At 66.3% G+C, this 21,267-nt stretch carries 20 protein-coding genes and 1 pseudogene; 16 read left to right on the top strand and 5 right to left on the bottom strand.

The annotated features are described in order from the left end of the window. The 12 genes and pseudogenes from EGJ34_RS13750 to hemC all read left to right on the top strand — a co-directional run. Window positions 1-426, top strand: a pseudogene (locus tag EGJ34_RS13750) (SpoIIE family protein phosphatase); the annotation flags it as partial. Next, window positions 423-1,289, top strand: coding sequence for a HAMP domain-containing sensor histidine kinase (locus EGJ34_RS13745; protein ID WP_125361035.1), 867 nt, complete (start codon window positions 423-425; stop codon window positions 1,287-1,289). The pseudogene EGJ34_RS13750 and the gene EGJ34_RS13745, both read left to right, overlap by 4 nt. After that, complete coding sequence (locus EGJ34_RS13740; protein ID WP_125361034.1) at window positions 1,276-3,219, top strand: response regulator; 1,944 nt, start codon at window positions 1,276-1,278, stop codon at window positions 3,217-3,219. The genes EGJ34_RS13745 and EGJ34_RS13740 overlap by 14 nt, the downstream gene beginning before the upstream one ends. Before the next feature lie 219 nt (window positions 3,220-3,438). Next, a complete protein-coding gene (locus EGJ34_RS13735) occupies window positions 3,439-4,905 on the top strand; it encodes a SulP family inorganic anion transporter (protein ID WP_125361033.1) in 1,467 nt (488 codons plus the stop codon). 134 nt (window positions 4,906-5,039) lie between these two features. Then, a complete protein-coding gene (locus tag EGJ34_RS13730; protein WP_125361032.1) occupies window positions 5,040-5,219 on the top strand; it encodes a hypothetical protein in 180 nt (59 codons plus the stop codon). Window positions 5,220-5,468: 249 nt separating this feature from the next. Further along, a complete protein-coding gene (gene mdoH, locus EGJ34_RS13725; protein ID WP_125361031.1) occupies window positions 5,469-7,376 on the top strand; it encodes a glucans biosynthesis glucosyltransferase MdoH in 1,908 nt (635 codons plus the stop codon). An 824-nt stretch (window positions 7,377-8,200) separates the two neighbouring features. After that, window positions 8,201-8,563, top strand: a complete 363-nt coding sequence (locus EGJ34_RS13720) for a hypothetical protein (protein WP_125361030.1) — start codon at window positions 8,201-8,203, stop codon at window positions 8,561-8,563. Beyond that, a complete protein-coding gene (locus EGJ34_RS13715) occupies window positions 8,560-8,868 on the top strand; it encodes a hypothetical protein (protein ID WP_125361029.1) in 309 nt (102 codons plus the stop codon). Before EGJ34_RS13720 ends, EGJ34_RS13715 begins: the two co-directional genes overlap by 4 nt. Window positions 8,869-9,251: 383 nt before the next feature. Beyond that, a complete protein-coding gene (locus tag EGJ34_RS13710; RefSeq protein ID WP_125361028.1) occupies window positions 9,252-9,920 on the top strand; it encodes an alpha/beta hydrolase in 669 nt (222 codons plus the stop codon). Next, window positions 9,917-10,963: a histidine kinase gene (locus EGJ34_RS13705; RefSeq protein WP_125361027.1), complete on the top strand. Its 1,047-nt coding sequence runs from the start codon at window positions 9,917-9,919 to the stop codon at window positions 10,961-10,963. Before EGJ34_RS13710 ends, EGJ34_RS13705 begins: the two co-directional genes overlap by 4 nt. 10 nt (window positions 10,964-10,973) lie before the next feature. Then, the gene (locus tag EGJ34_RS13700) at window positions 10,974-11,702 is read left to right on the top strand and encodes a LytTR family DNA-binding domain-containing protein (protein WP_125361026.1); all 729 of its coding nucleotides are present in this window, start codon (window positions 10,974-10,976) and stop codon (window positions 11,700-11,702) included. Between the two features lie 86 nt (window positions 11,703-11,788). Then, window positions 11,789-12,700, top strand: a complete 912-nt coding sequence (gene hemC / locus EGJ34_RS13695; protein WP_125361036.1) for a hydroxymethylbilane synthase — start codon at window positions 11,789-11,791, stop codon at window positions 12,698-12,700. A gap of 39 nt (window positions 12,701-12,739) precedes the next feature. On the opposite strand, the gene EGJ34_RS13690 is transcribed toward hemC, so the two are convergent. Both EGJ34_RS13690 and EGJ34_RS13685 read right to left on the bottom strand, forming a co-directional pair. Beyond that, entirely contained in the window at window positions 12,740-13,516 is a 777-nt protein-coding gene (locus EGJ34_RS13690) for a DUF481 domain-containing protein (protein WP_125361025.1), read from the bottom strand. A gap of 114 nt (window positions 13,517-13,630) precedes the next feature. Further along, a complete protein-coding gene (locus tag EGJ34_RS13685) occupies window positions 13,631-14,239 on the bottom strand; it encodes a hypothetical protein (RefSeq protein WP_125361024.1) in 609 nt (202 codons plus the stop codon). 94 nt (window positions 14,240-14,333) lie between these two features. On the opposite strand from EGJ34_RS13685, the gene EGJ34_RS13680 reads away from it, so the two are divergent. Both EGJ34_RS13680 and EGJ34_RS13675 read left to right on the top strand, forming a co-directional pair. Next, window positions 14,334-15,308, top strand: a complete 975-nt coding sequence (locus EGJ34_RS13680; RefSeq protein ID WP_125361023.1) for a YafY family protein — start codon at window positions 14,334-14,336, stop codon at window positions 15,306-15,308. Window positions 15,309-15,468: 160 nt separating this feature from the next. Beyond that, the gene (locus tag EGJ34_RS13675; protein WP_125361022.1) at window positions 15,469-16,263 is read left to right on the top strand and encodes a MetQ/NlpA family ABC transporter substrate-binding protein; all 795 of its coding nucleotides are present in this window, start codon (window positions 15,469-15,471) and stop codon (window positions 16,261-16,263) included. On the opposite strand, the gene glpK is transcribed toward EGJ34_RS13675, so the two are convergent. The 3 genes from glpK to EGJ34_RS13660 all read right to left on the bottom strand — a co-directional run bounded on the left by glpK (window position 16,264) and on the right by EGJ34_RS13660 (window position 20,060). After that, on the bottom strand, window positions 16,264-17,763 hold the full coding sequence (glpK, locus tag EGJ34_RS13670) for a glycerol kinase GlpK (RefSeq protein WP_125361021.1): 1,500 nt from the start codon (window positions 17,761-17,763) through the stop codon (window positions 16,264-16,266). After that, window positions 17,763-19,268, bottom strand: a complete 1,506-nt coding sequence (gene glpD / locus EGJ34_RS13665; RefSeq protein ID WP_125361020.1) for a glycerol-3-phosphate dehydrogenase — start codon at window positions 19,266-19,268, stop codon at window positions 17,763-17,765. The genes glpK and glpD overlap by 1 nt, the downstream gene beginning before the upstream one ends. A 159-nt stretch (window positions 19,269-19,427) precedes the next feature. Then, window positions 19,428-20,060, bottom strand: coding sequence for an OmpW family outer membrane protein (locus EGJ34_RS13660; RefSeq protein WP_125361019.1), 633 nt, complete (start codon window positions 20,058-20,060; stop codon window positions 19,428-19,430). A 192-nt stretch (window positions 20,061-20,252) separates the two neighbouring features. Here EGJ34_RS13660 and EGJ34_RS13655 point away from each other — a divergent pair, with 192 nt between their 5' ends. Together EGJ34_RS13655 and EGJ34_RS13650 are read left to right on the top strand one after the other, a co-directional pair. After that, window positions 20,253-20,774, top strand: a complete 522-nt coding sequence (locus EGJ34_RS13655; RefSeq protein WP_125361018.1) for a DNA-deoxyinosine glycosylase — start codon at window positions 20,253-20,255, stop codon at window positions 20,772-20,774. A gap of 200 nt (window positions 20,775-20,974) precedes the next feature. Further along, on the top strand, window positions 20,975-21,267 hold a 293-nt coding region (locus EGJ34_RS13650; protein ID WP_312023029.1), incomplete at its 3' end, for a biotin/lipoyl-containing protein.

Here is a 21,267-nt window from a genome sequence, read left to right as displayed (position 1 = left end):
GCCGCGCAGCGCGGCGCGGCCGGTCCCGTCGAGGTCATCGCCGCGCTGCATGCCGGCATGTCCGGCACGCGGGGCGGAGCCGCCGCGGTGGCCAGTGTCGAGGTGGAGTCCGGCGACGTATCGTTTGCCGGCGTGGGCAACATCGCGGCCACGCTGTGCGAGCCGGCCACCAACCGGGGCATGGCCTCGCACCCGGGCATCGTCGGCGTGCAATATCGCAAGGCACAACCATTCCATTTTCACGCGCCCGCAGGCACGCTGCTGGTCATGCACAGCGATGGACTACAGGCGCGCTGGAACCTGCGCGACTACCCCGGCTTGATGCATCGGCATCCGGCCCTGGTCGTGGCGGTGCTGCAGCGTGATTTTGATCGGGGGCGTGACGACGCCAGCATTGTGGCCCTGCGCCTCGGAGACCTGCATTGAACACCTTGCCCCCCGAACAGGAACTCCAGCAGCTGCGCGAACAGGCCGCGTCCCTGCGCGCGGAACTGGAAGAAACCAACCAGGGCGTGCTGGCCCTGTATGCCGAATTGGACCAGCAGGCCGAGCAGCTGCGCGAAGTGTCGGACCTCAAGAGCCGGTTCCTGTCCTACATGAGCCACGAGTTCCGCACTCCCCTCGGATCGATCCTGAGCATGACCCGGCTGCTGGAAGACGGCATGGACGGACAGCTCAACGAGGAACAGCTGCGCCAAGTGCGCTTCATCAGCGCCTCCACGGCTGAACTGCGCGAAATGGTCGACGACCTGCTCGACCTCGCCAAGATCGAGGCCGGGCGGATCACCATTTCCCCGGGCTGGTTCGACCTGATGGACCTGTTTTCGGCGCTGCGCGGCATGTTCCGGCCGCTGGTCGACGGCAACCAGGTCGATCTGGTGTTCGAAGACCCGCCGCCGCTGCCCATGCTGTACACCGACGACAAGAAGCTGGCGCAGATCCTGCGCAACTTCATTTCCAATGCGCTCAAGTTCACCCCATCAGGTCGGGTGGTGGTGTCGGCGCATCTGGAGACCGACGAATGCGTGCGTTTCAGCGTGCGCGACACCGGCATCGGCATTCCTGCCGAGGTTCTTTCCACCTTGTTCAAGGACTTCGTGCAGGTGGACACGCCGTTGCAGCGCGGATTGCGCGGCACCGGGCTGGGCCTGTCGCTGTGCAAGCGGTTTGCCGAGCTGCTGGGCGGAAAGGTAGGGGTGCACAGCAGTCCAGGTGAAGGCTCGGAGTTCTACGTGACCTTACCGCTCAAGCTGGAGCCGGAACCGGAGCACGCCGATGCCCAGCCATGACCGCATCCTGGTTGTCGATGACAATGCCGCCACCCGCTATTCCGTGCGCCGGGTGCTGGAGCACCACGGGTTCGTGGTCGATGAAGCCGGCACCGGCAGCGAAGGGCTGGTGCGGCTGCAGGGCAACGATTACGGTGCCCTGGTACTGGACGTCAACCTGCCCGACATGAGCGGCTTCGACGTAGTACGGCAACTGCGCGCCGCGCCGCGCACCCAGCTGCTGCCGGTGATCCACGTGTCCGCCGCGGCCGTCGCCAGTGGTGACCTGATCACCGGTCTCAATGCCGGTGCCGATGGCTATCTGATCCACCCGGTGGACCCGGATGTGCTGCTGGCAACCCTGCGCAGCCTGTTGCGTGCCCGCCGCGCCGAAGAAGCGCTGCGCGAGGCGGAAGCACGCTTCGGTGAAATTTTCCAGCAGATCAATGCGCCCATCGCCGTGCTCGACCGCGACCTGCGGATCCAGGAAGCCAACGCGGCGTTCCAGCGTCTGCTGGGTGACGCGGTCGCTCCGAACCGGGTGCGACAGCTGCTGGGCACGCAGGCCGAGCAGCTGGACGGATTGCAGGCGGCGCTGGCGGCCGGCGAGCGCTGGCAGGGTACTTTCACCGTGCACGTGCAGGGCCTGCCACGCATGACCGAATGGCGGGTGACCCCGTATCGTCCAGATGGCGCCGGACTGGTGCTGGTGGAGGACACCACCGCCCAACACCTGCGTGAAAGCGAACAGCGGCAGGAACTGGAAAGCGCCAATACCGAGCTGGCGTTCCAGATCTCCGAGCGCGAGCGCACCGAGCGCGAACTGCTGCAGGCGCAGAAGATGGACTCGCTGGGCCAGCTCACCGGTGGCATCGCGCACGATTTCAACAACCTGCTGACCACGATCATTTCCGGCCTGGACATGATCGAGATCGCCGCCGGTACCGGGCGATGGGAAAAGGCCTCGCGCTATGCCGAACTGGCTACTGCTTCGGCGCATCGCGCCGCGGCCCTGACCCAGCGCATGCTCGCATTCGCACGAAAGCAGCCGCTGGATCCGCAGACCTTCGACCTGGCGGCGCGGGTGAGCTCGCTGGAGGACATGCTGCGTCGGTCCATCGGTGAGAACATCGAACTGGAACTGGAGCTGGGTACCACGCCGCTGCTGGCGGTGGCGGATCCCAACCAGTTCGAGAATGTCATCCTCAACCTGGTCATCAATGCGCGTGACGCCCTGGCCGGCCACGGCCTGATCCGCATCCGCGCCAACCCGGTGACGATCGACCGTGATCACGAACTGGCTCCGGGCACCTATATCAGCGTGAAGGTGCTCGACAATGGCGGCGGCATCGCTCCGGAACTGCTGGCCAAGGTGTTCGAGCCATTTTTCACCACCAAGCCACAGGGGGAAGGCACCGGCCTGGGCCTGTCGATGACGTACGGCTTTGCGCGGCAGTCCGGTGGCGTGGCACGCATTGCCAGCGAAGTCGGAGAGGGCACCGAAATAGAACTTCTGCTGCCGCAGGGATCGGCGTCGGCCCCGTCGCAGGAGGCTCACCCTGAACCCACCCGTCTCGGCAATGCGCAGCGCATCCTGCTGGTGGATGACACCGAGGCGGTGCGGATGATGGTACGCGAGATGCTGACCGAAGCAGGCTACGAGGTGGTGGAAGCCACCGACGCGCAGCAGGCGCTGCTGGAGCTGCACTCCGCGCGCCCGGTGGACCTTCTGTTGTCCGACGTCGGTCTTCCCGGCATGAACGGTCGCGACCTGGCCGATGCCGCGCGCGCGCTGCGCCCGGAGCTGCCGGTGCTGTTCGTCACGGGCTACACCGAACAGGCGGCCGAGCGCGGGGCCTTCCTGGGCTCCGGCATGGCGCTGTTGCCCAAGCCGTTCAACGTGCACGAGCTGCTGCGCAGCGTGGGGGCGATGTTCGGCCCCGTGCATTGACGTTGCCCGTAGTGACACGCCATGCGTGTCATGCGTGAACGTTGCAGCATCGCGATGACACGCATGGCGTGTCACTACGGGCTGGGGTATTCTGCGCGACCTCCCGTCGCCCTTCGGAACTCTGTGATGACCCCGCCCTGAAACCACCAGTCACGGGACCAGGAAAGGGTTGATCCATCACACAAGCGCCGTGCGTGTCGCCGGCGCGGGAGTTCTCACATGTCTGTTTCGTATCCGCTGCGCCAGCAATGGCTCGGCAATGTCCGCGGCGATCTGCTGTCCGGCGCGGTGGTCGCGCTGGCCCTGATTCCCGAAGCCATCGCGTTTTCGATCATCGCCGGCGTCGACCCCAAGGTGGGCCTGTATGCCTCGTTCTGCATCGCGGTGGTGACCGCCATCGCCGGCGGCCGCCCGGGCATGATCTCCGCTGCCACCGGGGCCATGGCGCTGGTCATGGTGGACCTGGTGAAGGACCACGGTCTGCAGTACCTGCTGGCCGCCACGATTCTGGCGGGTGTGCTGCAGGTGATTGCCGGCGCGCTGAAGCTGGGCGCGCTGATGCGCTTCGTATCGCGCTCGGTCATCACCGGCTTCGTCAACGCGCTGGCCATTCTGATCTTCCTGGCCCAGGTGCCCGAGCTGATCGGACGATCCTGGCAGGTGTGGGCGGTGTGCGCCGCTGGCCTTGCCATCATCTACCTGCTGCCGCGGCTGACCCGGGCGGTACCGTCGGCTCTGGTCGCCATCGTGGTACTCACCGCGCTGTCGATCGGGTTGCACTGGGACATCCGCACGGTGGGTGACATGGGCGCGCTGCCGGACAGCCTGCCTACGTTCTTCCTGCCGGACGTGCCGTGGACCTGGGACACCCTGCGCCTGTTGTTGCCGGTGTCAGCCACGCTGGCCGTGGTCGGGCTGCTGGAGTCGATGATGACCGCGCAGATCGTGGAAGACATGACCGACACCCCCAGCCAGCGCAACCGCGAATGCGCGGGCCAAGGCCTGGCCAACATCACCGCGGGTCTGTTCGGCGGCATGGGCGGCTGCGCGATGATCGGCCAGTCGGTCATCAATGTTTCGTCGGGCGGGCGAGGGCGGCTGTCGTGCCTGGTCGCTGGCGTGCTGCTGCTGTTGCTGGTGGTTTACGGTTCGGACTGGGTGCGGCAGATCCCGATGGCGGCGCTGGTCGCAGTGATGATCATGGTCAGCATCGGCACCTTCCACTGGCGCTCGTTCGCCGAGCTGCGCACGCACCCGAAGAGCTCCTCGGTGGTGATGCTGGCCACGGTGGTGGTCACCGTGGCGACCCATGACCTGGCCAAGGGCGTACTGACCGGCGTGCTGCTGTCGGCGCTGTTCTTCGCGCGCAAGGTCGGGCGGATGTTGCAGGTGGACGAGGAAAAGCACGACGACGGCACGCAGGTTTACACCGTGCGTGGCCAGGTGTTTTTCGCCTCGGCCGGGCAGTTTTCCGCGAGTTTCGACCTGCAGCATGCCGCTCGGCAGGTGGTGATCGATCTCACCCACGCACACTTCTGGGACCTCAGCGCCGTGGGCGCGCTTGAGCAGGTGACGGAGAAACTGCGCCGGCATGGGGCCAACGTGGAGGTCATCGGCCTCAACGCCGCCAGCCAGACCCTGATCGACCGCGTCGGACGGCCAGGCGGCAGCGTCAGCCTGCACTGAAATCGCTTGCAGGAGGCGGCCGCAATGGGAGCGCCGCCTTCGTCACACAATCGTCCCGGTTTTCCTATAGGGTGCGCATTCCGTCGGGCGGGGAGCCCGGCGGCTGCACACTGAAAGGAAACGAGAGTCAGAACATGTCCAGCGTAGTGACGTCGCCCGAGCGCCCCCAGGCCGGCCCGTGCATTGCCCGTTGTCCCGTGGCTACCCAGGCGCAGCACCTGCTCGCCCAGCAGCAGTTTTCCCTGACCGCCTCGCGCGCACTGGCGCGTTTGCCGGAGGTCACCGACGTCGTAGTGGCCCGGCCAGCGGCCTGAGTGGGCGTACCTTCCTGAATAGGGATCCCTTGCGGGACAAGGGCTACCGGCCTACGCCGCCCGCCCGATCCTGAATGGGCGGGCCAGCGGCCTGCGCCTCTTCGCACCCACCTTACATTTACCCCCCTATGCTGGGCCGCATTTTTCGGCTCAGTGGCGTGGAGAGTACGTGGGTTCCGGCAGTGACAGACACAAACGGCGCGCCGGATCCGGCAGCGGCCTGACAGAACCCGGGCAGGGTAGCCACGCATGAGTGTGCAGACCGTCAACGTCCTGATCGACGCGGGCCGCCCGGTGCTGCCGCCCGAAGCGCCGCTCACCATGCCCGAACAGAGCTTCCGCGAAGGCCGTCTGCAGGTGCCGAAGCAGCGCACCGCGCCGCGGCTGATGGCCCTGCGTCGCTTCTACATTCTGGGTGGCACGGCGGCGATGACGGCTGCCGGCACGGCCATGATGTGGAAGGTGCTGGCCAGCAATGGCATCAGCGTGCTGGAGGCATGCCTGCTGGTGCTGTTCGTGGCGCTGTTCGCCTGGATCGCACTGTCGTTTGCCGGCGCGCTTGCCGGCTTCCTGACCGCTGTGTTCGACCGCGGCTACAAGCTCGGTATCGACCCGGACGAACCGCTGCCGCAGGTGCATACCCGCACCGCGTTGCTGATGCCCACCTACAACGAAGACCCGCGCCGGCTGCTGGCCGGCCTGCAGGCCATCTACGAGTCGGTCGCCGAAACCGGGCAGCTGGCGCAGTTCGACTTCTTCGTGCTCAGCGACACCCGCCGCGAGGACATCGGTGCGGCCGAAGAACAGGCGTTCGCCGAGCTGTGCGACGCGGTGAACGGGCACGACCGCCTGTTCTATCGCCGCCGTGGCGACAACAGTGGACGCAAGGCCGGCAACATTGCCGACTGGGTGCGCCGTTTCGGCGGTGGCTACCCGCAGATGCTGATCCTGGATGCCGACAGCCTGATGACCGGCGACACCATCGTGCGCCTGGTGGCCGGCATGGAACACAACCCGGATGTGGGGCTGATCCAGACCCTGCCGGCGGTGATCGGCGGGCGCACCCTGTTCGCGCGCATGCAGCAGTTCGGTGGCCGCGTGTATGGGCCCGTGATCGGTCGCGGCGTGGCCTGGTGGCACGGTGCGGAAAGCAACTACTGGGGCCATAACGCGGTGATCCGCACCCAGGCGTTCGCCGAGAACGCCGGGCTTCCGCCACTGCCGGGCCGGCAGCCGTTTGGTGGGCACGTGCTCAGCCATGACTTCGTCGAGGCCGCGCTCATGCGTCGGGGCGGCTGGGCCACCCACATGGTCCCGTATCTCAAAGGCAGCTATGAGGAAGGGCCGCCCACGCTGACCGACATGCTGGTGCGAGACCGCCGCTGGTGCCAGGGCAACCTGCAGCACGCCAAGGTGGTCGCTTCCAAGGGGCTGCACTGGGTCAGCCGCATGCACATGATGATCGGCATCGGCCATTACTTCACTGCGCCGATGTGGGGCATGCTGATGCTGATCGGGATCGCCATACCGCTGTTCCAGGGGGGCATCGACTTCAATGAAGTGCTGAACATCTCGCCGCAGCTGTACTGGCGCGCGCAGGACGAAGAGAAGGTCATCCGCATGTTTGCCATCACCATGGCGGTGCTGCTGCTGCCCAAGGTGCTCGGCTACCTGGCGATGCTGTTGGACCCGGTCGAGCGCAGGGGGTGTGGCGGTGCCATCCGCGCCTTCATTTCGATGCTGCTGGAAACCCTGCTTGCCGCGCTGATGGCCCCGGTGGTGATGTACGTGCAGTCGCGCGGCGTCGCCGAAGTGCTGGCCGGCAAGGACTCCGGCTGGGACGCACAGCAGCGCGATGACGGCGGCATTTCCTGGCCGGCGCTGATCCGTGGGTACGGCGGACTGAGCGTGTTTGGTCTGTTCATGGGCGTACTGGCGTATGCGGTGTCGCCGTCGCTGGCGGCGTGGATGGCCCCCGTGGTGGTGGGCATGGTGCTGGCCATTCCGGTGGTGGCACTCACTTCCGACCGTCGTGCGGGTAGCTTCCTGCGCAGGCTGGGGCTGATGGACATTCCCGAAGAGATCAATCCGCCGACCATCCTCGTACGCGCGGCCGAACTGCGCCGCGCCGCCGCGGAACGCACCTCGTCACACTAGACTGCGGACTGTCGACGTGCTACGTAGAGCCGGGCTTGCCCGGCTGCTGTTGGTTTTTGGCGAACAGCCGGTGATCATCGGTTCCCGTGTTAGGCGGATCGGGATGGGCGTTCCGGGGGACGCTGCAAGTACGTCCATGTAAGCTCGATCGCCGCATCCATGCGGCTCACGCCCCCTCCAGCCCACCCCGACCCGCCGCGACAGATGGTCGGTGGCCACGGGCAATCAAAACCAACTCATCACTTGTCCGTGCGCTGGACCTGCTTGCGCTGGACCTGCTTTGGTGGGATCGGTCGACAGACGATCGCCGTGAAATGACCAACATGCTTTAACGCATGAACCCATGATCGGAGCAGGCCCTTCGCGTGGCCCACCTGACGCTCCCGACCCAGACACAACGATTGGCTCGTAACCGCACGGCCTCACAAACACGCACGCACGTCACACATTGAAACATCGGCCCACACGCGCACCTGTTTCACCTTCATCCGCGCGCCACTACTGCCACAAGCCCTCCACAAAACTATCGCGCCAATTGCGTCGCATCATTTGCCCGCGCCTGCAAAACCCGCCACGCTTGTGCCGCAATTGGCTATGTCAGTTGCCGTTCGATTCCTGCAGGGTAGGCCCCGGAGCGTAGAATCTCCACAGCGATTGCAACATGTTGTCCTGCGTGGGAAACGTATGTCCTGCGTCGGGAGGGTGGCTAATAAAAAACCTCTGCAAAGGGGGAATACGCCCGCCGTTTCTGCATTCGTTGTGCGGTTCTAACCTCCCGACCCCTTGCCATTCCGGCAGGGGTCCCACTCTGCAGGAGGTTTGCGATGAATCCGCAACGGTCGGACATACTCGAAGAAGCGTTCAACAACACGGCACCCGCGCATTGCTGCGCCGTATGCGGTGCGCCTACACCGCCGCCCCAGTTCCCACCGCCTGACGACGATGACCTCGGCGGCGTTGAATACCTGATGATGCGCGGCCGCTGGCTGCGTTACATGGGCCTGGGCAAAGGCACATGGTTCAGGGTGGAATTCGACGGCACGCGCATCATTTCAACGCCGGTGTATCCCCCGGGCTTCCGCATGCTGCACATGCCCACCGAAGTGCTGCGCGAGGTGCACTACACGCAGGTACGTGAGCACCGTCACAACCCGCGGCCGGGCCGGCGGCGGAGGGGGCGGCGATGAGAAAGCCGGTCTGGATAAAGACAAAAGTGGAAGACGACCTGCGCTGCCGATTCAAAGGCGCGGTGATGGAGGAGGATTACGCACCGGCGGAAGCCATCCGGATGTTCATGGAACGCGTGGTGGAGCGCAGCGAGAACCGGAACAGAGTGGACCTCACGCTGTGGAGCAACGCGGTCCGCGATGCGGCCGACGATGTGGCGGATGACATGCGCATCGGCCAGCCGGAGCCGCCGTACGGCGAGGAAGATGAAGTGCAGCGGGCGAGAAGAGAGGGGTGGGCGAGCCCGGGGTTTGGTCGTGACTGACCGTTGCATGCCGCCCCGCGACGGGATGTTACGTGGCATTGCGATCGTCATGACACGCATGGCGTGTCACTACGGGGCGGGCGTCGCCGGAATGCGGCACGCGCCGGGATGCCACACCGCGCCGGCATGTGGCACCGTGCCGGGATGCCTCACCGCGCCGGGATGTCACCGGTAGGGTCGCGCGACAGTCGACCGCCGATACGGGTGATCGGCGCGGTAGGGCATGACCTGAAACGAAGAAGCGCGCCTGCGTTCGAAGGTCATGCGTTACAGCACCTTGGCTTGTTATCGGCGGACGTCTGTCGACCGACCCCACCCCGGCCCCGTATCCCGGAGGGTGCGAGGTTCCCGCATAATGGCTCCATCCCCCTTGGAGCCGCACGATGTCGCAAGCGTTGGAAACCGTGGTGAACGAGACCGGTGCCGATCCGCAGTGGTCGGTGATCTGGCTGCACGGCCTGGGGGCCGACGGCCATGACTTCGCCCCCATCGTGCCGGAACTGGTGCGCGAACACTGGCCGGCGATCCGCTTCGTGTTTCCGCATGCGCCGGTACAGCCGATCACCATCAACAACGGCCTGCCGATGCGCGCGTGGTACGACATCGTGGGCATGGATTTCCGTTCGCGCGCCGACAGCGCCGGCGTGGCGACCTCGGTGAAACTGCTCGACGCGTTGATCGAAGCAGAAGTCGCGCGCGGCATTCGGGTTGAACGCATCCTGCTGGCCGGCTTTTCGCAGGGCGGGGCGATTGTGCTCAGCGCGGCCCTGCGCCGGCGCTGGCCGGTGGCGGGCCTGATCGCGCTGTCCACCTATCTGCCTGACGCGGAGACCGCGGCAGCCGCTGCGGCGAAGGAAGGCCCGCTGCCGCCGGTGTTCATGGCGCATGGCCAGAATGACCCGGTGATTCCGCAGGACGTCGCCGTACACAGCGCCAAGGCGCTCAAGGAGCTGGGCTTCCCGCTGGAGTGGCATTCGTACTTCATGGCCCACCAGGTCTGCGCTGAAGAGATCCAGGCGCTGGGCGAGTGGCTGGACGCGCGCTTCCGATGAGCGACCCGCGCCAGCAGTCCTGGCTGCCGGACCTGTGCCGTCTGCCACGCCTGGGCGCGATGCTGGGGCTGGCCGAACTGGTGGTGGTGGTGGTGGCGCTGGCCCCCGATGGCAGTCGCCAATGGGGGCTGTCGGACTTTCTTTCTGCCAGTGGCCTGGCACTATGGCTGGCGCTGGCGGTGACGGTCAGCCTGTGTGCGGCCCGCGCGCCGCTGTCACACCTTTCTGAAACCGTGGGAACGGTGCTGGCGGTGGCCGCCGCCGCCTTGATTGCCGCCGTGTGCACCGGCATCGTGCATGCGCTGTATGACGTGCTGGGCACGTCCGGCTTCACCACGGATGTCGGGTTCTGGCGCTTCACCCTGGGCTGCGCCACCGTCACCGCGTTGATTGTCGCGCTGGCATTGCGCTACTTCTACGTCAGCGACCGCTGGAGCGCGCAGACCGTGGCCAATGCGCGCGCCCAGGCCGACGCGCTGCAGGCGCGCATCCGTCCGCATTTCCTGTTCAACAGCATGAACCTCATCGCCAGCCTGGTCCGTCGCGATCCAGTGGTGGCCGAGCGGGCGGTGCTGGACCTGTCCGACCTGTTCCGTGCGGCCCTGGGTGCCGGCGAGGGCGATTCGACCCTGCAGGCCGAATGCGAGCTGGCTGAGGCCTATCTCTCCATTGAGTCCCTGCGGCTGGGTGAGCGGTTGCAGGTGCAGTGGCAGCGTGAGGAGCCCCTGCCGTGGTCGTTGCCGATGCCGCGCCTGGTGCTGCAGCCGCTGGTGGAGAACGCGGTACTGCATGGCATCTCGCGGCTGCCCGAGGGCGGCACCATCGTCATCGCACTGCGGAGCGAGGGCAACCTGCTGCGCATCACCGTGCGCAATCCCGCCCCGGATCCGCGGGCGCGCGCGTTGCCGCTGGCGAACGGGGCCGGGCATGCACAGCGCAACATCGCCCATCGCCTGGCCTGGCGTTACGGCCCGGGTGCCCGGATGACGGGGGACTGGATCGACGGCTACTATGCCTGTGACATCACCGTGCCCGTGCCGTGAGGAAACCTGCTTGAAAGTGGTGATTGCCGACGATGAGCCACTGGCGCGCGAGCGATTGCGTGGGCTGCTGGGCGAACTGCCGGGCGTAGAGGTAGTGGCTGAGGCCGAGAATGGCGAACAGGCCCTGCACGCCTGCGCCGAGCTGCAGCCGGATGTGGTGCTGCTGGACATTGCCATGCCGGGCCTGGATGGACTGGAGGCGGCCCGCCATCTGGCGACCTTCGATCCGCGTCCGGCGGTGGTGTTCTGCACGGCGTATGACGCGCATGCGCTGTCTGCATTCGAGGCGGCGGCGATCGACTACCTGATGAAGCCGGTGCGTGCAGAACGCCTGGCGGCGGCACTTGAGCGCGCGCGTACCTTCCTGGCCGGTCGCAACGGCCAGCCCAGCGCCCCCAGCCAACAGGTCCGCACGCTGCTGTGCGCACGCCTGCGCGGCAGCCTGCGGCTGATCCCGGTCGAGGACATCCACTACCTGCAGGCGGAGGAGAAGTACGTTGTGGTGCATCACGCACGGGGCGAAGACCTCATCGAGGAATCGTTGAAGTCACTGGAAGAAGAGTTCACCAGCCGCTTTGTGCGCATCCATCGTAACTGCCTGGTGGCCCGGCACGAGCTGGTGGAACTGCGACGCAATGGCGCAGGGCAGGTGCAGGCGGTGCTGCGGCATGGCAAGGTGCCGCTGGAAGTCAGCCGGCGCTGTGTGGCCAGCCTGAAGCAGGAACTGAAGCACCTGTGAGGGTCACGACCAACGGTCGTGACCTACCGGTGGCACCCCCGCTCGCGATCATTGGTCGTGACCGGCGTTACGGCGATAATGCCCGCATGGATACCCTGCGCATTGCCACCCGAAAGAGCCCGCTTGCCCTCTGGCAGAGCGAACACGTCGCTGACCGCCTGCGTCAGGCACACCCGGGTCTGAACGTGGTGCTGGTGCCGATGAGCACGCGCGGCGACGAGGTGCTGGACCGTTCGCTGGCCGCCATTGGCGGCAAGGGGTTGTTCCTGAAGGAGCTGGAGCTGGCAATGCTGCGCGGTGAGGCCGACTGCGCGGTGCACTCGCTGAAGGACGTGCCGATGGAACTGGACGCGCCGTTCGCGCTGCCGGCCATGCTGGACCGGCACGATCCGGCCGATGGCTTCATCTCGAACCTGTACGCGTCGCTGGATGCGCTTCCCATCGGCGCACGGGTGGGGACGTCGTCGCTGCGCCGCCAGGCCCAGTTGCGCGCGCTGCGTCCCGACCTTGAACTGCTGGATCTGCGAGGCAACGTCAACACCCGCCTGGCCAAGCTCGACAACGGCGGCTACGACGCCATCGTGCTGGCGGTGGCGGGACTGGAGCGGCTCGGCCTGGGCAAACGCATCGTCGCCCGCCTGCGCGCACCGGAGTGGTTGCCCGCACCGGCGCAGGGCGCGGTGGCGGTGGAGTGTGACGGCAGCAACGCACAGGTGATGGCGCTGTTTGCCGCGTTGGACCATGCCCCGACCCGCGCCTGCGTGGAGGCCGAGCGCGCGATGAACCGCGCGCTGCATGGCAGCTGCCACGTGCCGGTGGCCGGCTTCGCGCAGTGGGAAGGCGACGATCTCTTCCTGCAGGGCCTGGTCGGCAGCGTGGCCGATGGTCGGCTGGTGCGTGCCGAAGCGCGGGGGGCGGGGAATGATCCGGATGCGCTGGGGCAGGCGGTGGCGCGGGCGTTGCTGGACGGCGGCGCGGCGGAGATGCTCGCGGTTTGACCCATCGTGCCGACCAAAGGTCGGCACCCGCGCGCGCCCTTACTTGAACTTGTAGACCACGTTCATCGTGGTCAGCGTATCGGTCTTGCGCTTGTCCACGGCCACGTCACTGTTGTAACGCGCCTGCCAGCCGGCCTTCAGCGCAAGATGCTCGTTCATGCTCACCGAAACGCCGAAATCATTCTGGCCGAAGGTGTTGTACGAGCCCGACTCGACCAGCAGCGTGTTGACCAGGTCGGTATTGGGGGTCAGCGAATACTTCACGTCGAACAAGCCGCGACCGATCAGGCCGGTACGGGTTTCGTCGTCTTCGGTGTTATGGGTGCGGCGCACACCCGGGCCGATCTGCGCGTCCATGTAAAAGCGGTCGCCTTCCACCAGCCGGGTACCGTAACCCAGACCGAACGAGCTCTGGCGGTCGTAGGTGGCGAAATCGTCGCGCTCGTATCGCACCGTGGCAGTCAGCTGGCGGTGCTCGCCCAGCTGCAGCGCGCTGCCGGCGCTGCCGGTGTAGCGGTTGGCGGTGGTGTTGCGGCGGCGCGTAGTGGTGCCATCTTCAGCGGTTTCGGTGTATTCCGAGCGCGAACGCAGGCCGAACAGGTCCATGCTGTGCACCCAGTCGTCGTCGGTATAGCGCAGGCGCAGACGGCCGTTGGCACTTTCAGTGTTGCTGTTGCCGCGGGCCGAGGCAAAGCCCAGTTCGCCGCCGCTGCCGCTCCATGGCGAAGTCATGGCGGCCAGTTCGGAGGTGTCCTGGGCAAAAGCGGCCGGGGCACTGAGCAGCAGGGTGGCAAGCAGCGTCACACGCAGGGACATCAACGGTTCTCCAGATCAGACGGGGGAGGAGCAACCCCCGATGATACTGGAGCCTTCACGCGCTTTTTGCATTTACCAGGCCCCGCTTTAGCAGGGGTTCGGGCTTTTCCCTGTTCAGGGAAGCGCGACCTGCAGCGTGGGATCGTTGAAACGGCTGTAGCTCACCGTGGCCTGGAACGGCTGCCCGTTGGTCTGGCCCTGGCGCTCGATCCGTACCGGCAGGCCCTCGGCGTTGATCCAGTACAGCATTCCGTCCGGGGCTGCGCTGGCGTGGCGCACGCGATACTTCCGGGTCGCCTGGCCAGCCACGGTCTCGGGCCCCAGGTCCTCCACCTGCAGCTCGGCGGCGACCGCATCGGCCGGGATCGGACTGCGCCATTGCGCCAGCATCTCCGGCGGCACGGGAATCTGGCGCACCTCGCCAGCCTGCTGCAGGAAGAAGGTGCCATCGATGATGGTCTGCGCGCCGGCTTCGGTCTCCAGCCGGTAGCGGTCCGGTGCCACGAAGGTCATGCCGGCTTCAAGCGTGCGGGGCCCTTTCAACTGCAGCCGGGCCTGGAAGCTGCGCAGCTGTCCAAAGCGCTGGCTCGCCTCGAGCACGGCCTGCGCGGCATCGGCCGGCGCGGCCGCTGGAACGGACGGCGTAGCCACGACGGGTTCAGAGGGCTGCGAACAGGCAGCCAGGAGCAGGCAGAGCAGGGCGGCGGCAGGCAACAGGCGCATGGCGGAACGGCAGCAGGCAGGGCAGGGGCACCACCATAGCCGAAGATGCGGGCCAGGGACGCCACAAGGCCGGCGACTCGGACATAATCGGGGCATGGACCGATACGAACGCATCAACGCCCTGCACCGTCTGCTCAAGTCTGCCCGTTACCCGGTGACGGTGGGCACGCTGCAGGAAAAACTGGAGTGTTCCCGCGCCACCGTCTACCGCGACCTGGCGTTCCTGCGCGACGCGCTGATGGCTCCCGTCGAAGGTGACGGCGAGGCGGGGTTCCGCTACCAGGAAGATGAAAGCGATCGTTTCGAGCTGCCAGGCCTCTGGCTCAGCTCCGAGGAACTGTACGCCCTGTTGGCATCCCAGCACCTGCTGGCGCGTACCGGTGGCGGTGTTCTGTCGTCGGTGCTGGCTCCGCTGCAGCAGCGCATCGAGGGGCTGCTGGCCGCCCAGGCGGGGGTTTCCAGCTGGCCGGTAGACCGCGTCCGGGTCATCCCGCATCGGGGCCGCAGGTTCGACGAGGCCAGCTTCCGGGCCGTGGCCTCGGCGGTGCTGGAGCGCAAGCAGCTGGCCTTCGACTACCGTGCCCGCTCCACTGACGAGTCGACCAAACGCACGGTGTCGCCGCAGCGCATGACCCATTACCGCGACAACTGGTACCTGGATGCCTGGGATCACGGTCGGGAGGGCCTGCGCAGCTTCGCCGTCGACCGCATCTACAAGGCGCGGGTGGTCGACACGCCTGCCCGCGACGTGGACGACAGCGAAGTCGAGGAGCAGCTGGGCGCTAGCTACGGCATCTTCTCCGGCCCGCCCAAGGGCTGGGCCACCATCGTTTTCAGCGCCAAGGCGGCGCGCTGGGTGGCCGACGAGCATTGGCATTCGCGCCAGCAGGGGCGTTTCCTGCCCGATGGCCGTTACGAGCTGAAGGTGCCGTACAGCGTCTCGCGCGAGCTGCTGATGGACGTGCTGCACTATGGTTCGGACGCCGAGATCATCGAGCCGGCGGTGCTGCGCGAGCAGGCCAAGGCGCTGCTGGAGCTGGCGCTGAGCAACTACGAAGCGTCGCGCTGAGACCTGCAAGGCCGTAGAGCCACGCCCTGCGTGGCTGCCGCGCTCACCCAACGTAGAGCCGGGCTTGCCCGGCTGCTGTTTGCGGGAAGCCCCAGCCACGCAGGGCGTGGCTCTACGGTGTTAAGGTCTACGGCTATTGGCCCCCTCGGACCCCTCCCCCATGAAGAAGACCCTGTTGCTCCCACTGCTGGCCGCCACGCTGGCCCTGGCCGCCTGCGGCAAGCCCGCCGCCGATTCGCAGAAGCTCGTGGTGGCTGCCACCGCCGTGCCGCATGCCGAGATCCTGCAGGTGGTCAAGCCGATCCTGGAGAAGGAGGGCGTGGAACTGGATGTGCGCGTGTTCAACGACTACGTGCAGCCCAACGACCAGCTGGTGCAGAAGCAGGTCGACGTGAACTACTTCCAGACCGAGCCCTACCTCGATGCCTACAACCGTGACCGCAAGACCGACCTGGTCACTGTCACCGGCGTGCATATCGAGCCCTTCGGTGCCTATTCGCGTCGCTTCAAGTCGCTCGATGACCTGCCCACCGGAGCGGACGTGGTCATTCCCAACGACCCGAGCAACAACAGCCGCGCGCTGATCCTGCTGCACAAAGCCGGTGTGATCACCCTGAAGGACCCGACCAACGCCCTGGGCACCCAGCGCGACATCACCGCCAATCCGAAGCAGCTGAAGTTCCGCGAGCTGGACTCGGCGATGCTGCCGCGCGTGCTTGACCAGGTCGACCTGGCCCTGATCAACACCAACTACGCACTGGATGCCGGGCTCAACCCCACCCAGGACGCGCTGGCGATTGAAAGCAAGGACTCGCCGTACGTGAATTTCCTGGTCGCCCGCCCGGACAACAAGGAAGACGCCCGCGTGCAGAAGCTGGCCAAGGCGCTGACCGGCCTGGAAGTGAAGGCCTTCATCCAGGACAAATACAAAGGCGCGGTGCTGCCGGCGTTCTGATCACGGAACTCTGAACCCCATGGTGGCCTCCACCGCCTGCTGCCAGCCGGCATACAGCGATTCGCGCCGGCTGGCCTCCATCTGCGGAATGAAGCGGCGGTCTACCGCCCATTGCCGCGCGATCTCGTCGCGGCTTTCCCAGAATCCCACCGCCAGGCCTGCCAGATAGGCCGCGCCCAGTGCGGTGGTCTCCGCCACCTGCGGCCGAAGCACCGGCACGCCCAGCAGGTCGCTCTGGAACTGGGCCATGAAATCATTGGCCATGGCCCCGCCGTCGGCACGCAGTTCGGTGAGCTCGATACCGGCATCGGCCTGCATCGCCGCCAGCACGTCGCGCGTCTGGTAGGCCATGGACTCCACCGCCGCGCGGATGAAATGTTCGCGCGTGGTGCCACGGCTCAATCCGAACATCGCTCCGCGCACGTCACTGCGCCAGTAGGGCGCACCCAGGCCCACAAATGCCGGCACCAGGTATACACCGCCGGTGTCAGGCACGCGCTCGGCGTAAGCCTCGCACTCGCTGGAACGGGAAAACAGCCGCAAGCCATCGCGCAGCCACTGCACCACGGACCCGGCGACGAAGATCGAACCTTCCAGTGCGTATTCCACCTGGCCTCCGACGTCCCAGGCCACGGTGGTCAGCAGGCCGTTGCCTGAGGCCACGGCATTCGCGCCGGTGTTCATCAGCATGAAGCAGCCGGTGCCATAGGTGTTCTTGGCCATGCCGGGCGCAAAACACGCCTGGCCGAACAGCGCGGCCTGCTGGTCGCCGGCCATGCCGGCAATGGGGATGTGCTGATCGAAGAAGAACTGTGCCCGCGTCGTGCCATAGACCTCACTGCAGCTGCGCACCTGGGGCAGCATCGCTGCCGGGATGTCGAGCAGGGCCAGCAGTTCGGGGTCCCACTGCCGGGTGTGGATGTTGAACAGCAAGGTGCGCGCGGCGTTGCTGATATCCGTCACATGCGCCGCACCGCCGGTCAGGTTCCACACCAGCCAGCTGTCGATGGTGCCAAACAGCAGTTCGCCGCGCTCGGCGCGGTGCTGCGCGCCGTCCACATGGTCGAGGATCCAGCGGATCTTGGTGGCCGAGAAGTAGGCATCCACCAGCAGGCCGGTGCGCTCGCGGATCATCGGCTCATGCCCTTCGCCCTTGAGGCGTTCGCAGATCGCATGGCTTTGTCGTGACTGCCAGACCAGGGCGTTGTGGATCGGCTGGCCGGTTGCCCTGTCCCACACCACCGTGGTCTCACGCTGGTTGGTGATGCCGATGGCCGCGATCTGGCGTGCATCGATCTGTTCACGGTTGAGCAGTTCGGTGATGGTGGTGTAGACGCTGGTCAGGATTTCGCGTGGATCGTGTTCCACCCAGCCCGGTTGTGGAAAGTGCTGGGTGAATTCGCGTTGCGCACTGCCCACGATCTTTCCGTTGCGGTCGAACAGCATCGCGCGCGAACTGGTGGTGCCCTGGTCAAGGGCGAGGATGTAATGCTTGTCCATCAGAACGGATCATCTTTCGGTTTCATGCATCCCTCAATGTAACGGGCGAGGGCCGCCCGCTGCACCCCGTCCAGCTTCAGCCCCAGGTGGCTGCGTCGCCACAGCACGTCGTCGGCCTCGTGCACCCACTCATGCGCCACCATGTGGTCAACCTCGCGCTGGTACAGCTGCGCACCGAAATGGGCGCCCAGCGCGCCCACATCCTGCGCGTCTCCAAGCAACGCCGCGGCGCGGCTGCCATGCCGGTGCGCCAGCCCGCGCAGCAGCGCTTCCGGCAGCGACGGGTGACGTGACTGCAATGCCGAAAGAACGCTGTCGAGGTGGCCCAGTTCACCACCGGGCAATGCCGGGCCGTGAGCGGTCCAGGCTGGCTCGCTTCTACCCAGCGGGATCGCGAGCTGGTTCACCGCCTCCTCGGCCAGAACGCGGAACGTCGTGAGCTTGCCGCCCAGCACGTTGAGGATAGCGGCCTGCTGGTCGTCCAGATGCAGGCGGTAGTCGCGCGTCACTGCCGCAGCCTCCTGGTGGTGGTCGGCCAGCAGCGGTCGCACCCCGCTGAACTGCCAGATCACCTGCTCCGGTCGTACCGGTCTGCGCAGCCAACGGCTGGCGGCCGCGCACAGATATCCGACCTCGGCTGCGCTTGCGCGAACGTCGCCGGGATCGCCGTCGTAGTCCAGGTCGGTCGTTCCGATCAGGCAGTAGTCGCCCTCGAACGGCAACACGAAGACCACGCGCTGGTCCGGTTGCTGCAGCAGGTAGGCGCTGTCGTGCGCATACAGGCGTGGCACCACGATATGGCTTCCCTGTACCAGGCGCAGGCCGATCGGCGCGTCCATCCCGGCGCGTTCGATCAGATTGCCCGCCCAGGGCCCGGTGGCGTTGGCAACCGCGCGTGCACGCAGCCGGATCATCCGGCCATCCCGCCGTCGAAGCACCGCATACCAATGATCGCGATGGCGGATGAGCTGCTCGCAACGGGTGCGGGTAAGGACCCGGGTGCCGCGCTCGTGTGCGTCCAGCAGATTCAACAACACCAGCCGAGCGTCGTCTACACGCGCATCGCTGTAGCTGAAGGCCGTATGCAGGTGTGTCTGCAGGGCTTCGCCGCGCGGGTCGCCGTGGAGGTCAAGGCGCTGGGCGCGGGGAAATGCAGCACTGGTTGTGGCCAGGTGGTCATACAGCCACAGGCCGGCGCGCAGCATCCACGCCGGTCGTCCTGGCGGCGCGTGCGGCATCACGAACGAGGTTGGAGTGACCAGGTGCGGGGCCAGCCGGTGCAGCAGCTCGCGTTCCTGCAGGGCTTTGCGCACCAGCTTGAACTCCCCGTACTGCAGGTAGCGCAACCCGCCGTGGATCAACTTCGTGCTGGCACCGGACGTGTGTGCGGCCAGATCGTCCTGTTCGCAGACGCATACCGACCAGCCCCGGCCCGCGGCATCGCGGGCAATGCCCGCACCATTGATGCCTCCTCCCACCACCAGCAGGTCCAGCATGTCCTCCATCGGCACCTCCCCGAGTGCGGTGACCCCCACGGACGCGTAACGCGGCTGTTGCAGTGACTATGCGGGGCCGTGAGGCAAGAGCGTATGAAGACGGCCCAGACGGGGCTGAAACGACAACGGGCTCCCGAAGGAGCCCGTTGTGTGTGGCACTGCGTTGGATCAGAAGCGTGCGCCGATGCCGAAGCCGACGGTCCACGGGTCCAGCTTCGCCTCTTCGCCGGTGCTGCGGCCGTTGACGGTCACGTCAGGACGCGCGTGCATGTAGCGCGCGTCGGCACGGGCGAACCAGGTGCTGTTGATGTTCATGTCCACGCCCACGGTGCCGATCGCACCCTTGGCGGTTTCCAGGCCGACATGGCCGACATCGCTGGCCAGGTTTTCGTTGCTGAAGTTCGACTCGTAGTAGCCCACGCCCACGAACGGACGGAACACGTTGTCTGCCTGGCCGAAGTGGTACTGGCCGCTCAACGCGATCGGCTGCTGCTCCACCGTGCCCAGCTTGCCGGCCGGACCGCGCACGCGGTGATTGAACTTGTCAGCCGCGCCCCACAGCTCAACCGCCCAGTTGTCGTTGATGTAGTAGCTGAAGCTCAAGGTCGGTGCCGGACCGCCATCGACCTTCCTGATGCCATCCACCGGGTCGTTCTTGGGCTGCAGCAGTGACACGCCGCCCACCACGGCAAAATGCTTGCCCGAAGCGGTGTCGTCAGTGCTGGAATCCTGCGCGAATGCGGCCGGTGCGAAAGCCAGGGCGGTCAGCGTTGCCAGAGTCAGGGTGCGGATGGAGCGCATGGGGAATCTCCTCAGGTATTTTCTGTTTTTGGGCCCCCGTGCTGCGGGGCGAGGCAAACGTAGTCCCCGCAACATGAATCGAATCCGACGCAGGTTAAAAAATAGTTCTGTCCGTTCAGTGAGTCGTTCGCAGCGTCCGCAGCGGCAAGCATCCACGCAGGCGACGACGTTCATGCAGCTGGAGAACATGTGATGGAAATCACACGGTGCATCGGTCTCGCTGCGCAGGCCGACGCGCGATGCCGCGTGCTCGTGCTGGGGTCGATGCCGGGCATCGCCTCGCTGCAGGCCGCGCAGTACTACGCGCATCCGCGCAACCGCTTCTGGCCGTTGATGGGCGAACTGACGGGCCTCGATCCCGCCCTGCCATACCTGCAGCGGCTGCAGGCGCTGCAGGCACATCGCGTCGGGTTGTGGGACGTGATCGGTGCCTGTGAGCGGCGCGGCAGCCTGGATGCGCACATCGTGCGTGGCAGCGAGGTGGTCAATCCGCTGCCGACCCTGATCCAGCAGCTGCCGGCCCTGGTGGGGGTCGCCTGCAACGGTGGAGCCGCCCATGCGGCCTGGGTGCGGCACGTCCAGCCCCGCCTGGATGACCGTGCCGCCGCCCTGCCGGTATGGTCCCTGCCGTCTACCAGCCCGGCCAATGCCAGCTGGTCGCTGGCGCGGCTGACCGCGGCCTGGCAGCCGGTAGCGGCTGCGCTGGCGCAGTAGCTGCGCAGTACCCGGGACAATACGGTACCGACTGGAAATGCTGCCGCGCGTGCCATTTCCCGGCAAATGCCATGGCCGGTGGTGCCTGCAACAGCCTGTCCCGGGACAGCGGCGCTGAAAATTGCCCCAGCCGGTTGGCGCTGACGCCTCATGCCCCCACAATAGGCGATTCCCTACACCAGATTGCCGGAGTTATCCCCATGGCCGAAATCAAGGAAGCACTTGTCCCCGATATCGGTGACTACAGCGATATCCCGGTAATCGAGGTGCTCGTCGCCGTTGGTGATACCGTCAAGAAGGATCAGGGCCTGGTGACCCTGGAGTCGGACAAGGCCACGATGGAAGTACCGTCGTCGGTCGCCGGCGTGGTCAAGGAGATCAAGGTCAAGGTCGGCGACACCCTGTCCGAGGGCAAGGTCGTGGCGCTGATCGAAGTGGCCGAAGGCGCTGCCGCGCCGGCCCCGGCCGCTGCTCCGGCCAAGGCGGCTCCCGC

The sequence above is a fragment of the Stenotrophomonas sp. 278 genome (genome assembly GCF_003935715.1).
Taxonomy (GTDB): domain Bacteria; phylum Pseudomonadota; class Gammaproteobacteria; order Xanthomonadales; family Xanthomonadaceae; genus Stenotrophomonas; species Stenotrophomonas maltophilia_AH.
The sequence above is the reverse complement of the archived record's forward strand: the minus strand, read 5'-3'. Positions and strand labels throughout refer to the sequence as shown.

Bases quoted from the DNA above. Each gene is read 5' to 3' on its own strand.
- EGJ34_RS13740 (WP_125361034.1), top strand. From the start codon at position 1,276: ATGCCCAGCCATGACCGCATCCTGGTTGTCGATGACAATGCCGCCACC.
- EGJ34_RS13735 (WP_125361033.1), top strand. From the start codon at position 3,439: ATGTCTGTTTCGTATCCGCTGCGCCAGCAATGGCTCGGCAATGTCCGC.
- EGJ34_RS13730 (WP_125361032.1), top strand. From the start codon at position 5,040: ATGTCCAGCGTAGTGACGTCGCCCGAGCGCCCCCAGGCCGGCCCGTGC.
- mdoH (WP_125361031.1), top strand. From the start codon at position 5,469: ATGAGTGTGCAGACCGTCAACGTCCTGATCGACGCGGGCCGCCCGGTG.
- EGJ34_RS13720 (WP_125361030.1), top strand. From the start codon at position 8,201: ATGAATCCGCAACGGTCGGACATACTCGAAGAAGCGTTCAACAACACG.
- EGJ34_RS13715 (WP_125361029.1), top strand. From the start codon at position 8,560: ATGAGAAAGCCGGTCTGGATAAAGACAAAAGTGGAAGACGACCTGCGC.
- EGJ34_RS13710 (WP_125361028.1), top strand. From the start codon at position 9,252: ATGTCGCAAGCGTTGGAAACCGTGGTGAACGAGACCGGTGCCGATCCG.
- EGJ34_RS13705 (WP_125361027.1), top strand. From the start codon at position 9,917: ATGAGCGACCCGCGCCAGCAGTCCTGGCTGCCGGACCTGTGCCGTCTG.
- hemC (WP_125361036.1), top strand. From the start codon at position 11,789: ATGGATACCCTGCGCATTGCCACCCGAAAGAGCCCGCTTGCCCTCTGG.
- EGJ34_RS13690 (WP_125361025.1), bottom strand. From the start codon at position 13,516: ATGTCCCTGCGTGTGACGCTGCTTGCCACCCTGCTGCTCAGTGCCCCG.
- EGJ34_RS13685 (WP_125361024.1), bottom strand. From the start codon at position 14,239: ATGCGCCTGTTGCCTGCCGCCGCCCTGCTCTGCCTGCTCCTGGCTGCC.
- EGJ34_RS13680 (WP_125361023.1), top strand. From the start codon at position 14,334: ATGGACCGATACGAACGCATCAACGCCCTGCACCGTCTGCTCAAGTCT.
- EGJ34_RS13675 (WP_125361022.1), top strand. From the start codon at position 15,469: ATGAAGAAGACCCTGTTGCTCCCACTGCTGGCCGCCACGCTGGCCCTG.
- glpK (WP_125361021.1), bottom strand. From the start codon at position 17,763: ATGGACAAGCATTACATCCTCGCCCTTGACCAGGGCACCACCAGTTCG.
- glpD (WP_125361020.1), bottom strand. From the start codon at position 19,268: ATGGAGGACATGCTGGACCTGCTGGTGGTGGGAGGAGGCATCAATGGT.
- EGJ34_RS13660 (WP_125361019.1), bottom strand. From the start codon at position 20,060: ATGCGCTCCATCCGCACCCTGACTCTGGCAACGCTGACCGCCCTGGCT.
- EGJ34_RS13655 (WP_125361018.1), top strand. From the start codon at position 20,253: ATGGAAATCACACGGTGCATCGGTCTCGCTGCGCAGGCCGACGCGCGA.